At 71.1% G+C, this 18,342-nt stretch carries 15 protein-coding genes; 7 read left to right on the forward strand and 8 right to left on the reverse strand.

Going from position 1 to position 18,342, the window contains the following annotated elements:
* Nucleotides 1–79: 79 nt before the first annotated feature.
* From Dsi01nite_RS28260 to Dsi01nite_RS28280, 5 genes are read left to right on the forward strand one after another with little or no spacing between them, the layout of a single operon-like run.
* Nucleotides 80–1,393, forward strand: a complete 1,314-nt coding sequence (locus Dsi01nite_RS28260; protein ID WP_203849296.1) for a 3-oxoacyl-ACP reductase — start codon at nt 80–82, stop codon at nt 1,391–1,393.
* Between the two features lies 1 nt (nt 1,394).
* Nucleotides 1,395–2,213, forward strand: coding sequence for a MaoC family dehydratase (locus Dsi01nite_RS28265; protein WP_203849297.1), 819 nt, complete (start codon nt 1,395–1,397; stop codon nt 2,211–2,213).
* A 37-nt stretch (nt 2,214–2,250) separates the two neighbouring features.
* On the forward strand, nt 2,251–4,605 hold the full coding sequence (locus Dsi01nite_RS28270) for a hypothetical protein (protein WP_203849298.1): 2,355 nt from the start codon (nt 2,251–2,253) through the stop codon (nt 4,603–4,605).
* A 27-nt stretch (nt 4,606–4,632) separates the two neighbouring features.
* A complete protein-coding gene (gene rffA, locus Dsi01nite_RS28275; protein WP_239136230.1) occupies nt 4,633–5,790 on the forward strand; it encodes a dTDP-4-amino-4,6-dideoxygalactose transaminase in 1,158 nt (385 codons plus the stop codon).
* Entirely contained in the window at nt 5,787–6,236 is a 450-nt protein-coding gene (locus Dsi01nite_RS28280; protein ID WP_203849299.1) for a GtrA family protein, read from the forward strand. Before rffA ends, Dsi01nite_RS28280 begins: the two co-directional genes overlap by 4 nt.
* 4 nt (nt 6,237–6,240) lie before the next feature.
* Here Dsi01nite_RS28280 and Dsi01nite_RS28285 read toward each other — a convergent pair whose 3' ends face one another.
* The 6 genes from Dsi01nite_RS28285 to Dsi01nite_RS28310 all read right to left on the reverse strand — a co-directional run bounded on the left by Dsi01nite_RS28285 (nt 6,241) and on the right by Dsi01nite_RS28310 (nt 12,583).
* Nucleotides 6,241–7,200 carry a glycosyltransferase family 2 protein gene (locus Dsi01nite_RS28285; protein WP_203849300.1) on the reverse strand — a complete coding sequence of 320 codons (960 nt, stop codon included), beginning with the start codon at nt 7,198–7,200 and terminating at the stop codon, nt 6,241–6,243.
* A 49-nt stretch (nt 7,201–7,249) separates the two neighbouring features.
* Nucleotides 7,250–8,617, reverse strand: a complete 1,368-nt coding sequence (locus tag Dsi01nite_RS28290; RefSeq protein ID WP_203849301.1) for an acyl-CoA reductase — start codon at nt 8,615–8,617, stop codon at nt 7,250–7,252.
* Nucleotides 8,614–9,660, reverse strand: coding sequence for a LuxE/PaaK family acyltransferase (locus Dsi01nite_RS28295; protein WP_203849302.1), 1,047 nt, complete (start codon nt 9,658–9,660; stop codon nt 8,614–8,616). The genes Dsi01nite_RS28290 and Dsi01nite_RS28295 overlap by 4 nt, the downstream gene beginning before the upstream one ends.
* Nucleotides 9,657–11,423 carry an AMP-binding protein gene (locus tag Dsi01nite_RS28300; RefSeq protein WP_239136231.1) on the reverse strand — a complete coding sequence of 589 codons (1,767 nt, stop codon included), beginning with the start codon at nt 11,421–11,423 and terminating at the stop codon, nt 9,657–9,659. Before Dsi01nite_RS28300 ends, Dsi01nite_RS28295 begins: the two co-directional genes overlap by 4 nt.
* Before the next feature lie 181 nt (nt 11,424–11,604).
* Nucleotides 11,605–12,354, reverse strand: coding sequence for an SDR family NAD(P)-dependent oxidoreductase (locus Dsi01nite_RS28305; protein WP_203849303.1), 750 nt, complete (start codon nt 12,352–12,354; stop codon nt 11,605–11,607).
* A complete protein-coding gene (locus Dsi01nite_RS28310) occupies nt 12,338–12,583 on the reverse strand; it encodes an acyl carrier protein (RefSeq protein ID WP_203849335.1) in 246 nt (81 codons plus the stop codon). The genes Dsi01nite_RS28305 and Dsi01nite_RS28310 overlap by 17 nt, the downstream gene beginning before the upstream one ends.
* Before the next feature lie 118 nt (nt 12,584–12,701).
* On the opposite strand from Dsi01nite_RS28310, the gene Dsi01nite_RS28315 reads away from it, so the two are divergent.
* The gene (locus tag Dsi01nite_RS28315; RefSeq protein ID WP_203849304.1) at nt 12,702–13,193 is read left to right on the forward strand and encodes a GNAT family N-acetyltransferase; all 492 of its coding nucleotides are present in this window, start codon (nt 12,702–12,704) and stop codon (nt 13,191–13,193) included.
* Here Dsi01nite_RS28315 and Dsi01nite_RS28320 read toward each other — a convergent pair.
* Together Dsi01nite_RS28320 and Dsi01nite_RS28325 are read right to left on the reverse strand one after the other, a co-directional pair.
* Entirely contained in the window at nt 13,190–14,410 is a 1,221-nt protein-coding gene (locus Dsi01nite_RS28320; RefSeq protein ID WP_203849305.1) for an FAD-binding oxidoreductase, read from the reverse strand. The two genes, Dsi01nite_RS28315 and Dsi01nite_RS28320, sit on opposite strands and share 4 nt — an antisense overlap.
* 224 nt (nt 14,411–14,634) lie before the next feature.
* The gene (locus Dsi01nite_RS28325; RefSeq protein WP_203849306.1) at nt 14,635–15,522 is read right to left on the reverse strand and encodes an alpha/beta hydrolase family protein; all 888 of its coding nucleotides are present in this window, start codon (nt 15,520–15,522) and stop codon (nt 14,635–14,637) included.
* A gap of 281 nt (nt 15,523–15,803) precedes the next feature.
* Between Dsi01nite_RS28325 and Dsi01nite_RS28330 the strand changes: the two genes are divergently transcribed.
* Nucleotides 15,804–17,879 (forward strand): S9 family peptidase, encoded by a 2,076-nt coding sequence (locus tag Dsi01nite_RS28330; protein WP_239136237.1) that lies wholly within the window; start codon nt 15,804–15,806, stop codon nt 17,877–17,879.
* The last annotated feature ends 463 nt before the right edge of the window (nt 17,880–18,342 follow it).

Below are 18,342 nucleotides of genomic sequence, written 5' to 3' on the forward strand. Positions count from 1 at the left end.
TTCAGTGCGACAGGGCAGCCTGGCGCTACCCTACTCGTGAGTAGGTTAGCGCGTTTGTTGTGACTGGGGAGGCACTGCAATGACCGATCGCTACGCCAACTTCGCCCACTCGGGCGCCGGGAAGTTCTTCATCAGACGACTCGGCCTGCCCGACCCGCCGAAGCTGCGCCGGCATGATCCGAACACACCGCTCATCGACGGACAGGTCGTCGCCAACGGAGGAGGCCGGCTGGTCGAACCGGTCCGCAAACTGCTGGAGAAGCTCGGCGCGCCGCTCGAGGGACCGACCGCCGCCCTCGTGTTCGACGCCACCGCCGTCGTCGACATCGACGGCCTGCGCGCCCTGTACGACTTCTTCCACCCGCTGATCCGCACCCTGCGCTCCAACGGCCGGGTGATCGTCCTGGGCAGCCCGCCCGAGCTGTGCACGACCGCCCGTGAGGCCACCGCCCAGCGGGCCCTGGAGGGCTTCGTGCGCTCGGTCGGCAAGGAGATCGGCCGGGGCGGCACGGCGCAGCTGGTCTACGTCGCGCCCGGCGCCGAGGAGGCGATCGAGTCGACCATGCGGTTCCTGCTGTCGGCGCGCTCGGCGTACGTGTCCGGGCAGGTCGTCCGGATCGGCCCCGCCGCCGTCGACGTCCCCGAGGACTGGGACCAGCCGCTCGTCGGCCGGACCGCGATCGTCACCGGCGCGGCCCGCGGCATCGGCGCCGCCATCGCCGCCGTGCTCACCCGCGACGGCGCGCACGTGGTCTGCCTCGACGTGCCGGCCGCCGGCGAGGACCTGACCCGCGTCGCCAACGACCTCAAGGGCACCGCGCTGCAGCTCGACCTGACCGCCGAGGACGCGCCGCGGCGGCTCGCCGACTTCATCGCCACCCGGCACGTGCACGCCGACATCTTCGTCCACAACGCGGGGATCACCCGCGACAAGACCCTGGCCCGGATGGACGCCGACCAGTGGCAGTCGGTCCTCGACGTCAACCTCGGCAGCCAGGAACGGATCAACGACGTGCTCCTCGCGGAGAACCTCCTCGGCGGCAACGGGCGCATCGTCGCGGTCTCCTCCGTGTCCGGCATCGCGGGCAACCGCGGGCAGACCAACTACGCCACGTCCAAGGCGGGCGTCATCGGCCTCGTCCAGGCCCACGCCCCGGCGCTCGCCGCGGCCGGCCTGACGCTGAACGCGGTCGCGCCCGGCTTCATCGAGACGAAGATGACCGCGACGATGCCCATGTTCATCCGCGAGGCGGGCCGCCGCATGAACAGCCTCTCGCAGGGCGGCCTGCCCGTCGACGTGGCCGAGACGATCGGGTGGCTGGCTCACCCGGCGTCCGGCGGGGTCAACGGCAACGTCGTGCGGGTCTGCGGGCAGAGCCTGCTGGGTGCCTGACATGCCAGAAATGCCCCGGCTGGGACCGCTGTACCGGGCGGCGGCGCTGCGGCGCGGCGTGGCGGCCGTCCCAGCCCTGCCGTCGCGCGAGGTCACCCTTGAGGGGGTGACCGTCGACCGGGCACACCTGGCCGACTACAGCCGGGTCTGCGGCTTCCGCCTGCGCGACGAGCTGCCCGCCACCTATCCGCACGTCGTGGCGTTCCCCCTGGCCATGACGCTGATGACGGGGCGGGACTTCCCGTTTCCGCTGCTGGGCCTGATCCACGTGGCCAACCGCGTCGAGGTCCTCGGTCCGCTGCGGTCCTCCGCTTCCTTCGCGTTCGGGGTACGGGCCGAGGGGTTGCGCCCGCACCCCCGCGGCACGCAGCTCGACGTGATCACGACGGCGACGGTCGACGGGGCGCTCGTGTGGCGGGACACGTCCACGTACCTGCGGCGCGGGCCCGGCGCCCCATCCGAGAAGGGTGCTCCGTCGGATCCGCCGTCGCCGAACGCGGTGTGGCGGGTGCCGCGGCGGGTCGGGGCCGACTACGCGGGCGTCTCCGGGGACCGCAACCCGATCCACACGTCGCGGGTCCTCGCCAAGGTGTTCGGCTTCCCGCGCACGATCGCGCACGGCATGTGGACGAAGGCCCGCTGCCTCGCCGCCCTCGAAGGCCGGCTACCCGACACGTACAGCGTCGACGTGGCCTTCAAACTCCCCGTGCTCCTACCCGCGACGGTCGGCTTCAGCGCTGCCGCGAAGGGTAGTGGCTGGGATTTCGGGGTGCATGACGAGCGTTCCGGCAGACCACATCTGACCGGGCACGTCAGGTAGCCCGCCGCAGCCAGACGTTTCGGGGGCCAGGACCGTGGTGCAGACGCCGACCGGAGTCGCGGACCCCACCACTCCGGAACGGGTGACCCCGCACCGCGGGCCGTTGCGGCGCGGCCTGCGGTCCGGCTGGCCGCCGGTGGGGCTGCTGTGGGTCGCGACCACCGCCACGCTGTGGTTCTACGAGGTCCCGCCCACCACGACGATCGTGTTCACGCTCCATCTGGCGCTCGGCGTCGCGCTGCCGGGCACGCTGTGGTGGCGGTGCCTCGGCCGCGGCGGCGGGTTCTTCGTCGCCGACGTCGCGGCCGGGCTCGCGCTCGGCTACATCGGCGAGGTCTTCGTCTACGTCGGCGCCCGGCTGCTCGGCCTGCCGCTGCTGGTGCTCGCCTGGCCGGTCGGGACCGTAGCGGTGTTCCTGTCGGTCCCGGCGCTGCGCCGGTACTGGCGCGGCACCGCCGGAGCGCCCGTGCCGCCTCTGCTGTGGCGCTGGTGCCTGACGGTGATCGCCGGGATGACGGTGCTGTGGAGCGTCAAGTTCTACCGGTGGTACGGGTTGCGGTACCCGTACAACTCGACTCCCGACACCGATTCGACCTTCCACCTCGCGCTCGTCGGTGAGGCCAGGCACCACATGCCCATGACGGTCCCGTGGATCACCGGCGAGCCGCTCTGGTATCACTGGTTCGTCTACCCGGAGCTGGCCGCGTCCAGCTGGGTGACCGGGATCGAGCCGCAGGTCCTGCTGCTGCGCCTGTCGATGCTGCCGATGCTGATGGCGTTCGCCGCGCTCGTGGCCGTGCTGGCCCGCAAGGTGACCGGCGGCTGGTGGAGCGGGGTCGCGGCGAGCGCGCTGACGCTGTTCGTGCTGTCGCCCAACCCGTACCAGTGGGCCACCTCGGCGTTCTACACGAACCTCGCGTTCAGCGCGCTGGAGGACGGCTCGTCGCTGCGGCTCACGGTGTGGAGCGGGCCGACCCAGACCTTCGGCGCGCTGCTCATGGTGCCGCTGATGATCGTGCTCGTCGACCGCCTCCGGGAGCCGCGCGACGGTCGCGGCTGGGCGCTGTTCGCGGTCCTGCTCGCCGGCGTCATGGGCGCCAAGGCCACCTATCTGCCGCTGCTGTGCTGCGGCCTGCTGCTGGCCGTCGGGGTCGAGCTGCTGCGGCACCGCACGCTGCACCGCGGCGCCCTGACCGGCCTCGGCATCACCGCCGCCGGGCTGGTCTTCTCGCAGGTCGTGCTCTTCGGCGGCACCAGTCAGGGCATGGAGCTCAAGCCGCTCACCACGCTCGTCACCGGGGCGCTGGGCCGCAGCACCGGCTACGCCGCGGGCGAGGCCACCGGCCGGCTGCTCGTGCTGCTCGCGCTGCTGCTGTGCTGCTGGGTGTGCATCTGGGCCGGCCTGGCCGGCCTGCTGCGCCGCCGCCTGCCGGAGCCCGCCGTGGTGACCATGATCGGCATCGGGGTCGCCGGTGCCGGCGTCACCCTCCTGACCGGCCAGGCCGGTGACAGCCAGCGGTTCTTCATCGAGGCGGCCCGGCCCTACCTGTCGGTCGCGGCGATCGCCGGGCTGTGTTCGCTGCTGCCCGCCGGCCGGCTCACCGCCCGGCGGGCGTGGGCACTGATCGGCTTCGTCGTGCTCGGCGTGGTGGTCACCCAGGCGGTCCAGGCCGGCGGCAGCGGCCACCCGCCCACCGTCGGCAGCACCGGCTCGTATGCGGCGCTGACCCGCGCCGTCGTGCTGCCCTATGCGGCCCTCGCCGGCGTCGCGGTCGCGGTCGCCGCCGCGCTGCTGCTCGCCCGGCGGTGGGTGCCGGCCGTGCGCGGCATGGTGGTGGCGCTGGTCGTGGCCCTGCTCGCGGGCTACGGCGGCAACACCAGCCTGCAGAACTACGCCACGATCCTGCGGGACTCGACGCGGACCGGCTGGAAGAACGTGGTCAAGGGCGACGAGATCGTCGCCGACGGCGTCCTGGAGGCCGGCCGGTGGCTGCGCGACCACTCCGACCCCGATGACCTCGTCGCCACCAATGCGCACTGCCAACGGCTGGGAAACGAATGCACGAATCTTCACTTCTCGATGTCCGCATACAGCGAACGGCGGATGCTCGTGGAAGGCTGGGGCTTCACCACGACCACGCACACCGAGTCGGCGCGACTCGGCGTCTGGATCGGCGCCGTGCCCTACTGGCACCAGCAGATCCTCGCCGACAATGACGCAGCGTTTCGGGATCCGTCATCCCAAAGGGTAGCTCTGCTCCGGGACCGTTACGGGATACGCTGGCTTTTCGTTGATGAGAGTCAGGACAACGTTTCACCGCGGCTGCCGGAGTTCGCTACCGAGCGTTATCGGTCGGGGGTCGCCGCGGTGTATGAACTGCCGTCGGCATGACCGCTCACCGCGAGGCAGGCTCCAGCAGTGACCCGTACGAACCAGCTCAGCGTTCCATTCAACAAGGCCTATCTCACTGGTAACGAGACCGGCTACATGAAGCAGGCGATGAAGGGCGGTCCGCTCTCCGGGGACGGCCCGTTCACCAAGCGGGCGAGCGCCCTGCTCACCCGGATCCTGGGGGCGAAGCACTCGCTGCTGACCACCTCCTGCACGCACGCGCTGGACATGACCGCGCTGCTGCTGGACCTGGAGCCGGGCGACGAGGTCATCGTGCCGTCGTTCACGTTCTGCTCCACCGCCAACGCCTGCGCCCTGCGCGGCGCCGTGCCGGTCTTCGTCGACTGCCGCCCCGACACGCTCAACCTCGACGAGCGCCAGGTCGAGGCCGCCGTCACCGGGCGCACCAAGGCGATCGTGGTCGTGCACTACGCCGGCGTCGCGGTCGAGATGGACGCGATCGAGGCGATCGCCCGCAAGCACGACCTCGTCGTCATCGAGGACAACGCGCACGGCATCGGCGGCACCTACCGCGGCCGCAAGCTCGGCTCCATCGGCGCGATGGCCACCCAGAGCTTCCACGAGACGAAGAACGTCCAGTGCGGCGAGGGCGGCGCCCTCATCCTCAACGACGACACCTACTTCGAGCGGGCCGAGATCATCCGCGAGAAGGGCACCAACCGCGGCCAGTTCTTCCGCGGCATGGTCGACAAGTACCGCTGGATCGACGTCGGCTCGTCCTACCTGCCCTCGGACCTGCTCGCCGCGTTCCTCACCGCGCAGCTGGAGCACTTCACCGACATCCAGCGCCGCCGCACGCACATCTGGAACAGCTACCACCAGCGCCTCGCCACCTGGGCCGTCGAGCAGGGGGTCGCCCAGCCCACGATCCCCGACGACCGTGAGCACCCCGCGCACCTCTACTACCTGCTCCTGCCCGACCTCGACAGCCGGCAGCGGATGCTCAAGCACCTCCTCGGCCACGGCGTCCTCGGCACGTTCCACTACCAGCCGCTGCACCTCTCGCCCGCCGGCATGAAGTTCGGGCGCACCGGCCCGGAGGGCTGCCCCGTCACCGAGGACGTCGCGGACCGCCTGCTGCGCCTGCCGCTCTACGGCGGCATGACCGACGCCGACATCGACCTGGTCATCGGCGCCGTCGAGTCGTTCCAACCCCGCGGATGACGAAAACCCTGGACGCCGCCGCCGCGCCGGCGTCCCGGTCGTGGCCCGTGCGCACCGCGGTCGCCCTCTACAACGACCGCCGGGTGCGGTATCTCGCCGTCGGCGGCGTGTCCGCGGTCTCGTACTACGGGTTCTTCGCCGCCGCGTACCTGCTGACCCGCGACCACGTGCACTATCTGCTCCTGACGATCATCGCCAACCTCGTCTGCGCCGTCGTCACGTTTCCGCTGCAGCGGCACTTCGTGTTCCAGTCGACGGGCCCGGTCATCTCCGGGTTCCTGAGGTTCTACGTGATCTGCCTGTGGGCGCTGGGGTTCACCCTGTTCGGGCTGCCCCTGCTCGTCGAGGTGTGCCACGTGCCGGTCCTGATCGCCCAGCTCGTCCTGATCGTGGCCGCCCCGGTGGTCAACTACCAGCTCAGCAAGCTCTGGGCGTTCCGGCGCTGACGCTTCAGGATCTGGGCGTCCCGGTCAGCTCCCGCAGCAGCGGCGCACCGTTCACGTGCTCGCGGATCACGTACGTCGGCCGCCCCATGCCATGCGCGTGCACCCGCCCCAGGTACTCCCCGAGCACCCCGATCCCGATCAGCTGCGCCGACGAGAACACCGTCACCAGCGACGCGATCGTCGTGAAGCCGGCCACCGTCGTGTCGCCGCTGAAGTACAGGTAGATGAGCCGGGTCGTCAGCGCGAGACCGCAGACGCCGATCAGGAAGCCCAGGTACGTGACCAGCCGCAGCGGCTTCGTCGAGTACCCGAGGATCATGTTCACGGCGTGCTTCAGCAACGACCGGAACGTGAACCCCGACCGCCCCTCGATGCGCTGGTCCATGTGCACCGTCGTCGAGCCGACCCGGGTCGTGGTCCAGGACAGGACGATGTCGACGGAGACGTGAGGGCCGCTGACCTGGTCGAAGCCGGCGCGCAGGAAGGTGCGGAAGATGCGCAGGGCACCCAGCACGTCGGCGTTGGGGATGCCCATGGCGCCGCCCATGACCAGTGACTTCGCGCCCCACGAGGTGATGTTGCGGACGGCGCCGTGCTCCTCCTGCTCGGAGACCGCGTAGACGACGTCGAGGTCGTCGGTGAGCGCGTCGACGAGCTTGGGCAGCTCCTCCGGCGGGTGCTGGAGGTCGTCGTCCATGGTGACGATGCGGTCGAACGAGGCGGCGCGGATGCCGGCGATGAGCGCGTTGTGCTGGCCGTAGTTGCGGGCCATGCGGATCGCCTGGACGTGACCGTGCCTGGCGGCGAGCTGGCGCGCGGCGTCCCAGGTGTTGTCGGTGCTGTCGACGACCAGGATCACCTCGTGGTCCGGCGTGATGCCGGGCAGCACGTCGTTGAGCCGCTCCACCAGCGCCGGAAGGATGCGGGCGGAGCGATAGCACGGAACGACGACGGACAGTGACACGGTGCTGAGCTCCTCACAGAGACTGATCCGTCCAGCTTGGACCGTTTTGTCAGGCCTGGATCGTGATGATGCGGGTGAACTCGTGCAGCAGGTCGAGCCCGTCCCAGGTGCCCGCGAAGGTCAACGCCCGACCGAACGGCACGATCCGGTCGATGCCGCGGCCGGCCAGGGTGGTGACGAAATCGTCGAGCTCCGACATGGTGAAGCCGTAATGGCTCAGCGTCTGGTCCTTGCGCTGGATCGCCGGGGCGAGCTCGGCGAGGGAGCCGACGGTGAGGTGACAGATGGTGCCGGCGCCGAGCCAGCGCCGCTGCACGTCGCCGAGGCCGGCGAGGGACACGTTGGCGACGGCGTTGCCGTTGAACCGCACCTTCGTGGCGGCGCCGGACGCGGCGAGGCCGTAGGTGGCGACGTGCTTCTCGACGGCCATCGCGGGGTCGACGCCCCAGCCGCGCCGCGCGACGACCTCGGCGAGGAGCTCGTCGAACTCGGCCCGGGCGGTGGTCACCGCGTCGGCGCTCCTCGCGTCGGCGGCCCCCGTGTCGGCGGCCCCCGCGTCTGCGGTCACCCCGTCGGCCGTCGGCGCGTCTGCGGTCACCTCGTCGGCCGTCGGCGCGGCGGCGGTCACCGTGGTGGGGGCGATCCAGAACAGGTCCCGGGGCGAGGAGCAGGCGGCCTGGTCGAACCAGTACAGGTCGTTGGCGAACCCGTCGACCGCCGCCCGCCGCTGCTCCCGCGTGGACGCCTGCCAGCCGGCGACGCGGATCGCGGCGAACGAGGACCGGTCCGGGAACGCGAGGTCCCGCGCCAGGGGACGGATCGGGTGCCCGCGCAGCTCGGTGACGGACTGGTCGCCGCCCCACAGGACCCGCAGGTCGCAGGCGCCGATCAGGGCGCCGGTCAGCGCGTCGTCGCGGTCGTACGTGATCATGCGCTGGGTCTGGGCGATCGCCGGGTGGGCCTCGGCGAGGACGTCGTTGAGCGCCTCGAGGACGGCCTGCGCGGCGCCGGCGGCGCGGGCCGAGACCCGCACGATGTTGTGGTTGCCGGCGAGCGCGGACAGCGCCCACGAGTACACGAAGATCGTGTCGACGTTCGCCGGCGGGAAGTGCAGGACGAGTCCGCGCGGCGCACGGCGCTGGCCGGCGACGCCGTCGCCGAGGCGCTCGACCGCCCGCGCCAGCTCACCCTTGCGCAGGAAGAAGCCGAGCGAGCCGAGCTCCGGGTGGCGGCGGGCGAGGTCGGGCTTGAGCAGCCGCCGCGAGAACGCGATCAGGAACTCGCGGACCCGCTCGTCGCCGACGGTCAGCCGGCCGCCGGCGGGCTCGTCGGTGATCTCGGCCAGGAGCCGCTCGACGCCGGGGTCGGCGGTGAGGTCGACGCCGGGGTCGGCGGCGACCGGGAAGACGCTTCTCATGCCGCACCCACCAACGTGTCGCTGCAGCCCCGGGCCTCCGCGCGGGGCAGCCGACCCAGGATGGAGAAGCGCTTGCCGGGCCACGCGCCGTCGTCGATGCCGTCGATGACGCCCAGGTCCTCGGTGAGCAGCAGGTGGCCGGGGTACGACTCCGGCAGCGTGCTGATCACCTCGACCAGCCCCGGCTTCCCGGGCGGTAGCGGCTCCCAGGTCCGCGGGTCGCGGATGACGACGTCGGCGAAGTCGGGGCAGTACAGCGAGGCACCCTCGGGGCCTTCGAGGTACACGACGCCGATCTGCTCGACCATGCCGTAGAAGTTGTGGATGCGGGTCAGCCCCGTGTCGGCCTGGAACGCGCGGCGGAACTCGGCGTTGTCGACCTGCTGGTCGGCCAGCTTCTTCCAGCCGCCGGAGTGGACCAGGATCCCGTTGGTCAGGTCGAGGCTGTTGGCGCGCGCGAGCTCGTACAGGTGCAGCCACACCATGAACGTGAAGCCGAAGACCAGGAACGGTGCGCCGCCGTGCCTGGCGAGGAAGCCACGGACCGCCTCCAGGTCGGGCCGGCCGTCCTCGTCGAGGGCCCAGACGTGGTCCCGGCCAAAGGTGATCATGCCGAGCACGCCGGCGCCGCGCGCGCTGAACGAACGGCGGTTCCTGATGATCGCGGTGGTGTCGACGACGAGCATCGGCAGCCGTTTCGGGCCGAGGACCGCCTGCAGGGTCCGGCCGAGCATCCTGGTCTGCGCCGCCGCGGCCGCCTTGTCCAGATGGATGCGGCTGACGTCGCCGGTGGTACCGCTGGAGGTCAGGACCTTGAACACCTCGTCGTCGGGGATGCTCTTGAGCTCGTGGGTCTTGAACAGCCGGACCGGCAGCCAGGGCAGGTCGCTGATCCGCTCGTAGGGGCGGCCGGGGTCGTTGCCGGTCGCGGCGAGGATGTTGGCGTACGCCGCGCTCCGCGCCCGGTGCCGCTCGGTCAGCTCGACCAGGCGGGGCAGCAGCTGCGCCTCGCGGTCCGGCTGCGGCAGGGTGAACACGCTCATCGTGCGGACTCCAACGCTCGATAGTCGACCTTGCCGTTGCTGAGCAGCGGCAGGGCGGGTACGCCACGCAGCTCGAAGCCCGACCAGTGCAGCTGCAGCCGGTCGGCCAGCACGGTCACCCGCGGGGCCAGTTCCTCGGCGGTGGCCCCCTCGACGAAGACGAGGACCTTGTCGTCGCCGGCGACCGCGGCGACCGCGCCCGGTCCCCCCGCGGCGGCGAGCCGCTCGATGTCGTCGAGGTTGAGCCGCACGCCGAACACCTTGCCGAAGCGCTTGAGCCGGCCGTCGATGAAGAGGTACCCCTCCTCGTCGAGGTGGCCCAGGTCGCCGGTCTCCAGCAGGCCGCCCTGCTCGTCGCCGCGGGCGAGGTCGGCGGCGGTCTCGGCGTAGCCCATCATCACGTTCGGACCGCGGTACAGGACCTCGCCGACGACGCCGGGCTCGGTGGTCTCGGCGCCGTCGTCGAGCCGCACGGTGAGCCGGCCGCCGGGCACCGCGGGCCCGACCGATCCGAGCTTCTCCGCGAGCCGCTCCGCGGGCAGCGTGGTGAGCCGGGGGGCGGCCTCGGTCTGGCCGTACATGACGAACAGCCGGCCGCCGACGGATGCCATCCGATCGTGGAAGTCCCGGACCAGCTCGGCCCGCAGCCGGCCGCCGGCCTGCGTGAGGGTGCGCAGGCTCGGGTAGCGCCGCGGGTCGAAGCGCAGGCGGCGCAGCATCTCGTACTGCGACGGCACCAGCGCCAGCGAGGTCACCCGGTGCTCGCCGACCGCCGCCCAGAACGACCGGGCGACCAGGCCCGCGGACTCCACCACGACGGTCGCGCCGGCGGCGAGGTGCGTGTTGAGCACCGACATGCCGAAGCTGTAGTAGAACGGCAGGCTGCTGACCGCGACGTCGTCGCCCGTGATGCCGAGCGCCTCGATGATCGCCGTGGTGTTGGCCAGGATCGCGTCACGCGAGAGCCGGACGAGCTTCGGGCTGCCCGTGGAGCCGGACGTCGCCAGCAGCGTCGCAAGGCCAGGGTCCGCGACGACGCTCGACGGCGCGTCACGCTCCCACAGTTCGCCGCTGCGGCGGGTGTACCCCCTGTGCCCGTCCACCTGCGGCCCACGCGCTTCCGGCCGCGGCACACGCCCTCCCGGCTGCGGCCCGCGATGCCTTTCCGATGGGGGCGACCCGCGGTGCCCGTCGGACGGGAATGACCCGTAGCGCCCGTCCGACGGGGACGCCCCGCCGAACGCGTCCGGCACGAGCAGCCCACGGTGCCCGTCCGGCTGCGGCCCACGCCCGGCTTCCGGCTGCGGCCCCCGATGCGCGTCCGATGGGGGCGGCCCACGGTGCCCGTCTGGCTGCGGCCAGCGCCCGGCTTCCGGCTGCGACCCCCGATACGCGTCCGATGAGGGCGGCCCACGGTGCCCGTCTGGCTGCGGCCCGCGCCCGACTTCCGGCTGCGACCCCCGATACGCGTCCGATGGGGGCGGCCCGCAGACAGCGGCGGGCTCGAAGCGGTCCACGAAGTCGGCGACGGTTTCTGCCGGCAGGCCCGGGTCGAGCAGCGCCAGCGGCCGTCCCGCCTCGAAGGCGCCGATGTAGCGGACGATCGCCTGGACGGTCGTCGGGGTCCGAAGGAACACCACGCCCGGGGTCAGCTCGGCGAAGCCAGCGACGGCCGCGTGGACGGCTTCCCGCAGCGGCACACCACTGAGCTCGGCACCGGTCGCGGCGTCGATCAGCCTGGCGTCGGGGTGCAACAGCGTCACGCCGCGACCCCCGGATTTCCGGACCGTCGAGGCGGGCACCGATGCTTCTCACCGTAGCCCATGCCAAAAAATCGGCCCGTTTTCCGTACCCGACCGATCACACGCCGTACCGAACACGGCATGAGCGTCACCGTGACCACCACACCGTAACCGTCGTCACCGGAATCGTCGTCGCGGGCCGTCATACGACCAGACCGCCGTCGACCCCGATCACCTGGCCGGTGACGAACCTCGCCGCGTCGGAGAGCAGAAACGCGATCACGTCGGCGACGTCCTCGGGCTCGCCGAGGCGGCGCAGCGCGGTCGACGCGACCCGCTCGGCGCGCCCGGCCTCGTCGAGGGACTCCAGCATCTCGGTGGCGATGAACCCCGGCGCGACCGCGTTGACCCGGATGCCGGCCGGGCCGAGCTCCTTGGCCGCGGCGCGGGCGAACCCGGCGACGGCGGCCTTGGTCGCCCCGTACACGACCTGGCCGGCGGCGCCGGCGGTGCCCATGACGGAGGAGAGCAGCACGACGGAGGGCGCCGTGCCGCGGCGCAGCAACTTCACCGCGCCGTTCACGGTGTGGACGGCGCCGACGGCGTTGACCGCGAACAGCCGCTCGACGGCGGCGTCGCCCATCATGCCGAGCAGGCCGGCCTCGTGCACGCCGGCGTTGACGACCACGGCGTCGAGGTGGCGGTGCCGCTCGAAGACGAGCCGGAGCATGGTCTTGACCTCGGCGGCGTCGCCCACGTCCCCGTGCACGACGAGCGGCTCGGCACCGAAGTCGGCGGACAGTTCGTCGGCCGTGGTCTTGGCCGAGCCCTCCCGCATGCCGTGGAGGACCAGCTGGTAACCCTCGGTAGCGAGTTTCCGCGCTACGGCCCGGCCGATCCCCCGTGAGGATCCCGTGACGAGCGCGACCCTGGCGTCAGTCGAAGAATGCAACGTCGTGCTTTCCGAGAATCTTGACGGCCCGGTCAAACGAGCTGAGGTCGATCACCTCGTCGGTGTCAATCATGACGTCGAACGCGTCTTCGATCTCGCCGACCAGGGAAAGGTGCGCCAGCGAGTCCCACTTCTCGATGCCGCGGTATTCGAGACCGTCGACGTCGTACTCCTCGGGCAGCGCCAACGCGGTGCGGAAGGCGACACGGAGTCGATCGAGATTGCTCATCAGGTCAAGGTCCTGTTCGATCGGGAAAGCAGGGCTGACGTCCGCGAGCAAGTGTACCGTTTGTACCGTTGTCCGACCTTTTAACGACTCATGCCACCCAATGGGGAGGTTTCAGGTGATGCGCGAAGCCGACGAATCGGACGTCGAAATCATCCGCCGCTGGCGGAATCACCCGAAGACCCGCGGTGCCAGTATCTTCACCGCATTCATCACCCCAGAGGGTCACGCTCAGTGGTGGGCGAAGGTCCAGTCGGACCCGTCCCGCCGGGTGCTCGTCTTCACGTACCAGGGCCATGACTGCGGTGTCGTGACGTTCAACGACCACGACGAGGTCTCCGGCACTGCCGAGTGGGGGTTCTTTCTCGACGTCGACGGGCTGGAGGCACGCGGCGAGCTGCTGCCCGCGTGGATGGAGCTGGAGAAGGCCTCGGTCGCGTACGCCTTCGACGAGATGAAGCTCAAGTCCGTCGGTGGTCGCACCCTCGCGTGGAACAAGCCGGTCATCGCCCTGCACCGGCGCTTCGGCTTCGTCGAGGTGCCCGAACGGCGGTACACGACCGAGATCGACGGGGTCGACCAGCTAGTGGTCTGGACGGAGAAGTCTCGCTAGCACGCCGGCAGGCGTCCCGGGGCCATGCGCTCCTCGGGGTCCAGGGCGAGTTTCAACCGGACGGTCGCGTCCGACAGCTGGCTGGGGCCGTACGTCTCCACGAGTTCGCGCAGGTCGGCCGGGGCGCGCAGCAATGTGCAACTGCCCCCGCCCCGGGCCATCAGGACGGTCCGCGCGGCGGTGAGCATCCCCGCGAGCCGCTCCGCCGCGATGTTGCCGGGCAGTGCGACGTGGGCGATGCCCGCCCCGACCGAGCCGCGGACGGGCACCGGGATGCCGGCGGCGTCGCGGAGTGCGTACACGACGGCGAACAGTTCACTGGGCTGACCCCAGACCTTCAGCGCCACGTCGTCGGCGTCGAACGGATAGCGCCCCCACCATTCGGGCGGCGCCTGTTCCACTGCGGCGCCGCCCCCGAGTAACCGGGCGGCGGCCTCGGCGCGGGCGGTGGCGCCGGCGCGGCTGCCTTCGAACAGCGCGGCGATCTCGGCGGGCCGGCCGGCGCCGCCGGGCAGGTCGGCCTCGATGCCGGCGGCGCCGAGCGACGAGGAGACCAGCGCCTCGGTCAGTTGCTGCACCTCGCGCGGGGTCGAGACCGGGCGCACCACCCAGGCCCTGGCCGCGGGCAGCGGCTCCAGCCGGACGGTCGCCTCGGTGATCACACCCATCGTGCCGAACGACCCACAGATCTGCCTGGCCAGGTCGTGGCCGTCGACGTGGCGCTCCAGGCTGCCCTCGTCCAGCGCGACCCGCACCCCGGCGACGAGGTCGCGGGGTGCGCCGAACCGGTGGCGCAGCGGACCGGCCTCATTGGTGGCGAGCACCCCGCCGAGCGTCGCGCCGGGAGAGGCGACGTCGAGCGGGAGTCGTTGGCCCTCTCGCATCAGGTACGCCCGCAACGCCCGCATCGGAGTGCCGGCGGCAACGGTCGCGACGAGCTCGTCGGGCGCGTGGTCGAGCACGCCGGTGAGTCGGCCGAGGTCCACCAGGACGTCGACGTGGGCGGGCGGGAGTCCCCAGTCGAGCTTGGTGCCGGCGCCGGACGGCACGATCGACAGCCCGGCCGCGGCGGCGGCGCGCAGCACGCCGGAGACCTCCTCGGCGGTGCCGGGTGCCACCACCCAGCTGGCCGGAACGCCGTCCACCCTGTCGGCGGGGCCGGCCTCCCACACGTGCTCCGGCCCGCACGCCTCCGCCAGCACTTCGATCACGCTCACCGCAGCCCACGCTTCCCTGCTCACGGTCCAGCACCAGCTGGACCGTCCGACGAGACGACCACACGGGGAAGTGCTCGCCGGCGGGAATCGCGGCAGCCAGGGCAGACCGGTGAGGGCACGCTCCAGGCTTTCCCAACGACGCGTTCAACAATGATCGAGCGCCAGAACGATGCACATGGTGCATCAAGCGACATCGAACGTATGTTCGAAAGCGTAGTCGGTCCTTACTTCAGCCGCAACTGCTTGCGCAGGAAGGCCACCCGATCGGCGCTCGCCGCGTCGAACCCGACGAGGTCGTGACCGGTGTCGTAGTCCTTGCGCTCCTTCGGCCCGGCGACGCCGTTGGCGAGTTCCGCGCGCTCGGCCTCCGGGACCATGGTGTCCTGCTTGCCGAACTGCAGCAGGACCGGCTTGCGCCCGGTCACCGCGACATATGGCGGCGCATCGAATCTGGACAATGCATCCAGATAGGCGTGCCAGTCCGCCGGGACCGGTGGCTGCCTGACCATCCACCTGGAGATCCGGCTGGTGCCGGACGCGAGCGCGGTCGCCGTGATGCGGGAGTCCACGCCGTACAGGACGGCACCCAGCGCGGCGCCCCAGCTGTGCCCGGCGAACCCGGCCCGCGATCCGTCGCAGTCCGTGCGGCGGATCAGCAGGTCGAAGCCGCGGCGCAGGGCCACCACCGAGTCGGCGACCACCTTGCTGTCCGCGACCGGATCGCCCGACGGCTTGAGCGGCAGCTCCGGCACGAACACGAGCACACCCAGCCGCGCCACCGCCATGGCCTCCTGCAGCAGCGTGTCGCGGTTGCCGTCGCTGCCGTGCGCGTAGACCACGGCGGGCAGCCGGCCGGTGAACTTCTCGGGACCGACCACGTAGGCCGGGATCTCCTCGCGGCCCCTGGTGTCGGAGTACGTGATGTCCTCGAGGATCACGCCGTCGCCGGTCCGCTTGTCCGTCAACTGGGCGTTGAGCGTGGCCTTGGCGTCGTAGTTGAAGAGCTTCTTGAGCTCGGCGATCGGCACGGGGGCGGGCACGTACACCGAGGGGTCGAACGTGGAGGACGGTTGGACCGCGCCGGAGGAGCCCGGCGCCGCGCCGCCCTTCACGTTAGGTGCATTCGACTCCCCGGCGCACGCTTGGACCAGCATTCCTGCCAGTCCCGCCACCCCGATGTGCAACACCCCGCGACGCCGCACCGCACTCCTCCATGGGCTCGCCCGAACTTCGAGACCATGACGGTACCGGTGTCGCTTTCTCCTACAGGACAGACCGCCGGGTTCCCCCCTTGGTTGCTCATGTTTCTGTTTTTCCGTGGGGTGTCGTCTGGGGGCGGACGCGCCCGAAAGTGTCGGGGGGTGCGGGTAACGTCTTGAGCGTGACTTCAGGTGTGACGGGCGTTCAGCCGCCGACGGCGAAGCAGGTTCCGCACGAGCGGACGCACCACGGCGACACCGTGGTCGACGAGTATTTCTGGCTGCAGGACAAGGAAGACCCAGACACGGTCGCCTATCTCGAGGCCGAGAACGCGTTCACCACCGCGGCGACGGCGCACCTGGAGGGCCTGCGCGAGACCGCGTTCAACGAGATCAAGTCCCGCACCAAGGAGACCGACCTCTCGGTGCCCACCCGCAAGGGCGGCTTCTGGTACTACACGCGCACCGAAGAGGGCAAGCAGTATGGGATCCACTGCCGGGTCCCGGCCGCCGCGGGCCAGAGCACCCCGCCCGAGCTCGGCGACGGCGGTGCCCTGCCCGACGAGCAGATCCTCCTCGACGGCAACGAGCTGGCCGGCGACTCCGAGTTCTTCGCGCTCGGCACCTTCGACATCAGCCCCGACAGCCGCCGCCTGGCCTACAGCACCGACTTCGCCGGCGACGAGCGCTTCACGCTGCGGGTGAAAGACCTCGAGACCGGCGAGCTGCTGCCCGACACGGTCGAGGACGCGTTCTACGGCTCCGCGTGGTCCGGCGACGGCTCGACGCTGTTCTACATCACGGTCGACGAGGCGTGGCGGCCCAACCGGATCTGGCGGCACGCTCTCGGCACCACCGGCGAGGACGTGATCGTCCACGAGGAGACCGACGAGCGGTTCTGGGTCGGCGTCGACCTGACCCGTTCCGAGCGCTTCATCCTCATCGACATCCACAGCAAGGTCACCAGCGAGGTCCTGGTCATCCCGGCCGACGCCCCGACCAGCCCGCCGCTGTCGATCGCGCCCCGCCGGCAGGGCATCGAGTATTCGGTGGAGCACCACGGCCACCGGTTCCTGATCCTGCACAACGACGGCGCCGAGGACTTCGCGCTGTCCTACACCTCCGCCGACGCCCCCGGCGCCTGGATCACGCTCATCGAGCACGAGCCCGGCACCCGCCTGCTCGGCGTCGACGCGTTCTCCGGCCACCTGGTCGTCTCGCTGCGCCGCGACGGGCTCACCGGCATCCGGGTCGTGCCGCTGCATGGCGCCGCGCCCTATGACATCGCCTTCCCGGAGCCGATCTACTCCGCCGGCCCCGAGGCCAACCTCGAATACGACACCACCTCCTTCCGCCTGCACTACGTCTCGCTCGTCACGCCCGACTCGGTCTTCGACTGCAACCTCGACAGCGGCGAGCTGACCCTGCGCAAGCAGAAGCCGGTCCTCGGCGACTTCGACCCGGCACGCTACGAGCAGCACCGCGAGTGGGCCCTCGCCGAGGACGGCACCCGCGTCCCGATCTCGATCGTGGCCCGCACCGGCACCCCCCGCGACGGCTCCGCCCCCGCCGTCCTCTACGGCTACGGCTCCTACGAGGCCTCGATGGACCCCTGGTTCTCGATCGCCCGCCTGTCGCTGCTCGACCGCGGCGTCGTCTTCGCCGTCGCCCACATCCGCGGCGGCGGTGAGATGGGCCGCCGCTGGTATGACGAGGGCAAGCTCCTGGCCAAGAAGAACACGTTCACCGACTTCGTCGCCTCCGCCGAGCACCTGGTCAAGGCCGGCTGGACCTCGTCGGACAAGCTCGTCGCCCGCGGCGGCTCGGCCGGTGGCCTGCTCATGGGCGCCGTGGCCAACCTCGCCCCGGAGTCCTTCACCGCCATCGTCGCCCAGGTCCCCTTCGTCGACGCCCTCAACACCATCCTCGACCCGTCCCTCCCACTGACCGTCACCGAATGGGAGGAGTGGGGCAACCCGCTCGAGGACCCCGAGGTGTATGCGTACATGAAGTCCTACACGCCCTACGAGAACCTCACGGCCCGCCCGTATCCGGCAATCCTGGCCGTGACCAGCCTCAACGACACCCGGGTGCTGTATCACGAGCCGGCCAAGTGGGTCGCCCGCCTGCGCATCCTCTCCCCCAACTCCGACGTGCTGCTGAAGACGGAGATGGGGGCCGGCCACGGCGGGCCGAGCGGGCGGTATGACGCTTGGCGGGAGGAAGCCTTCATCACGGCCTGGGTCCTGGACCGGGTGGGCCTCGCCTGACCAGCCACGCCCCGCGCCCTCACTGAGCACCAACACGGCCACCGCCGAGCCCGCCACACCAGCGGGCCGGCGGCCCAGCCGCGCCCGACATCAGGAACGGACCGGCTGTCCGGGACGAGCCCGGCGTTCAGACGGGTCGCGGGTCGAGCGGGCCCGCGTCGCGAGCGCGCCTGGCGTCCAGACGCGTCCGGCGTCACGAGTGCGTCCTGCGTCGCGAACGGTCGCATCACGGACGAGTTCGCCGTACCAACGGCTCGACGGCCATACCCTTACATCGCGGACATACCCGAACATAGCGGGCACGACTCAGCATTGCGGGTGGGCCCGACATCATGGGCGGACCCGAATCGCGGGCGCGATCCGGAGTCACGGCCCCGCTGACGTGACGGACCTCGCGCTGCCGTTGTCCGGATAGGCGCCTTTGCGTGTTGCTCCGCCGGTGTCAACGGCGGCCGAATTTGGG

It is taken from the genome of Dactylosporangium siamense (genome assembly GCF_016862795.1).
In the GTDB taxonomy this organism is placed as follows: Bacteria; Actinomycetota; Actinomycetes; order Mycobacteriales; family Micromonosporaceae; genus Dactylosporangium; species Dactylosporangium siamense.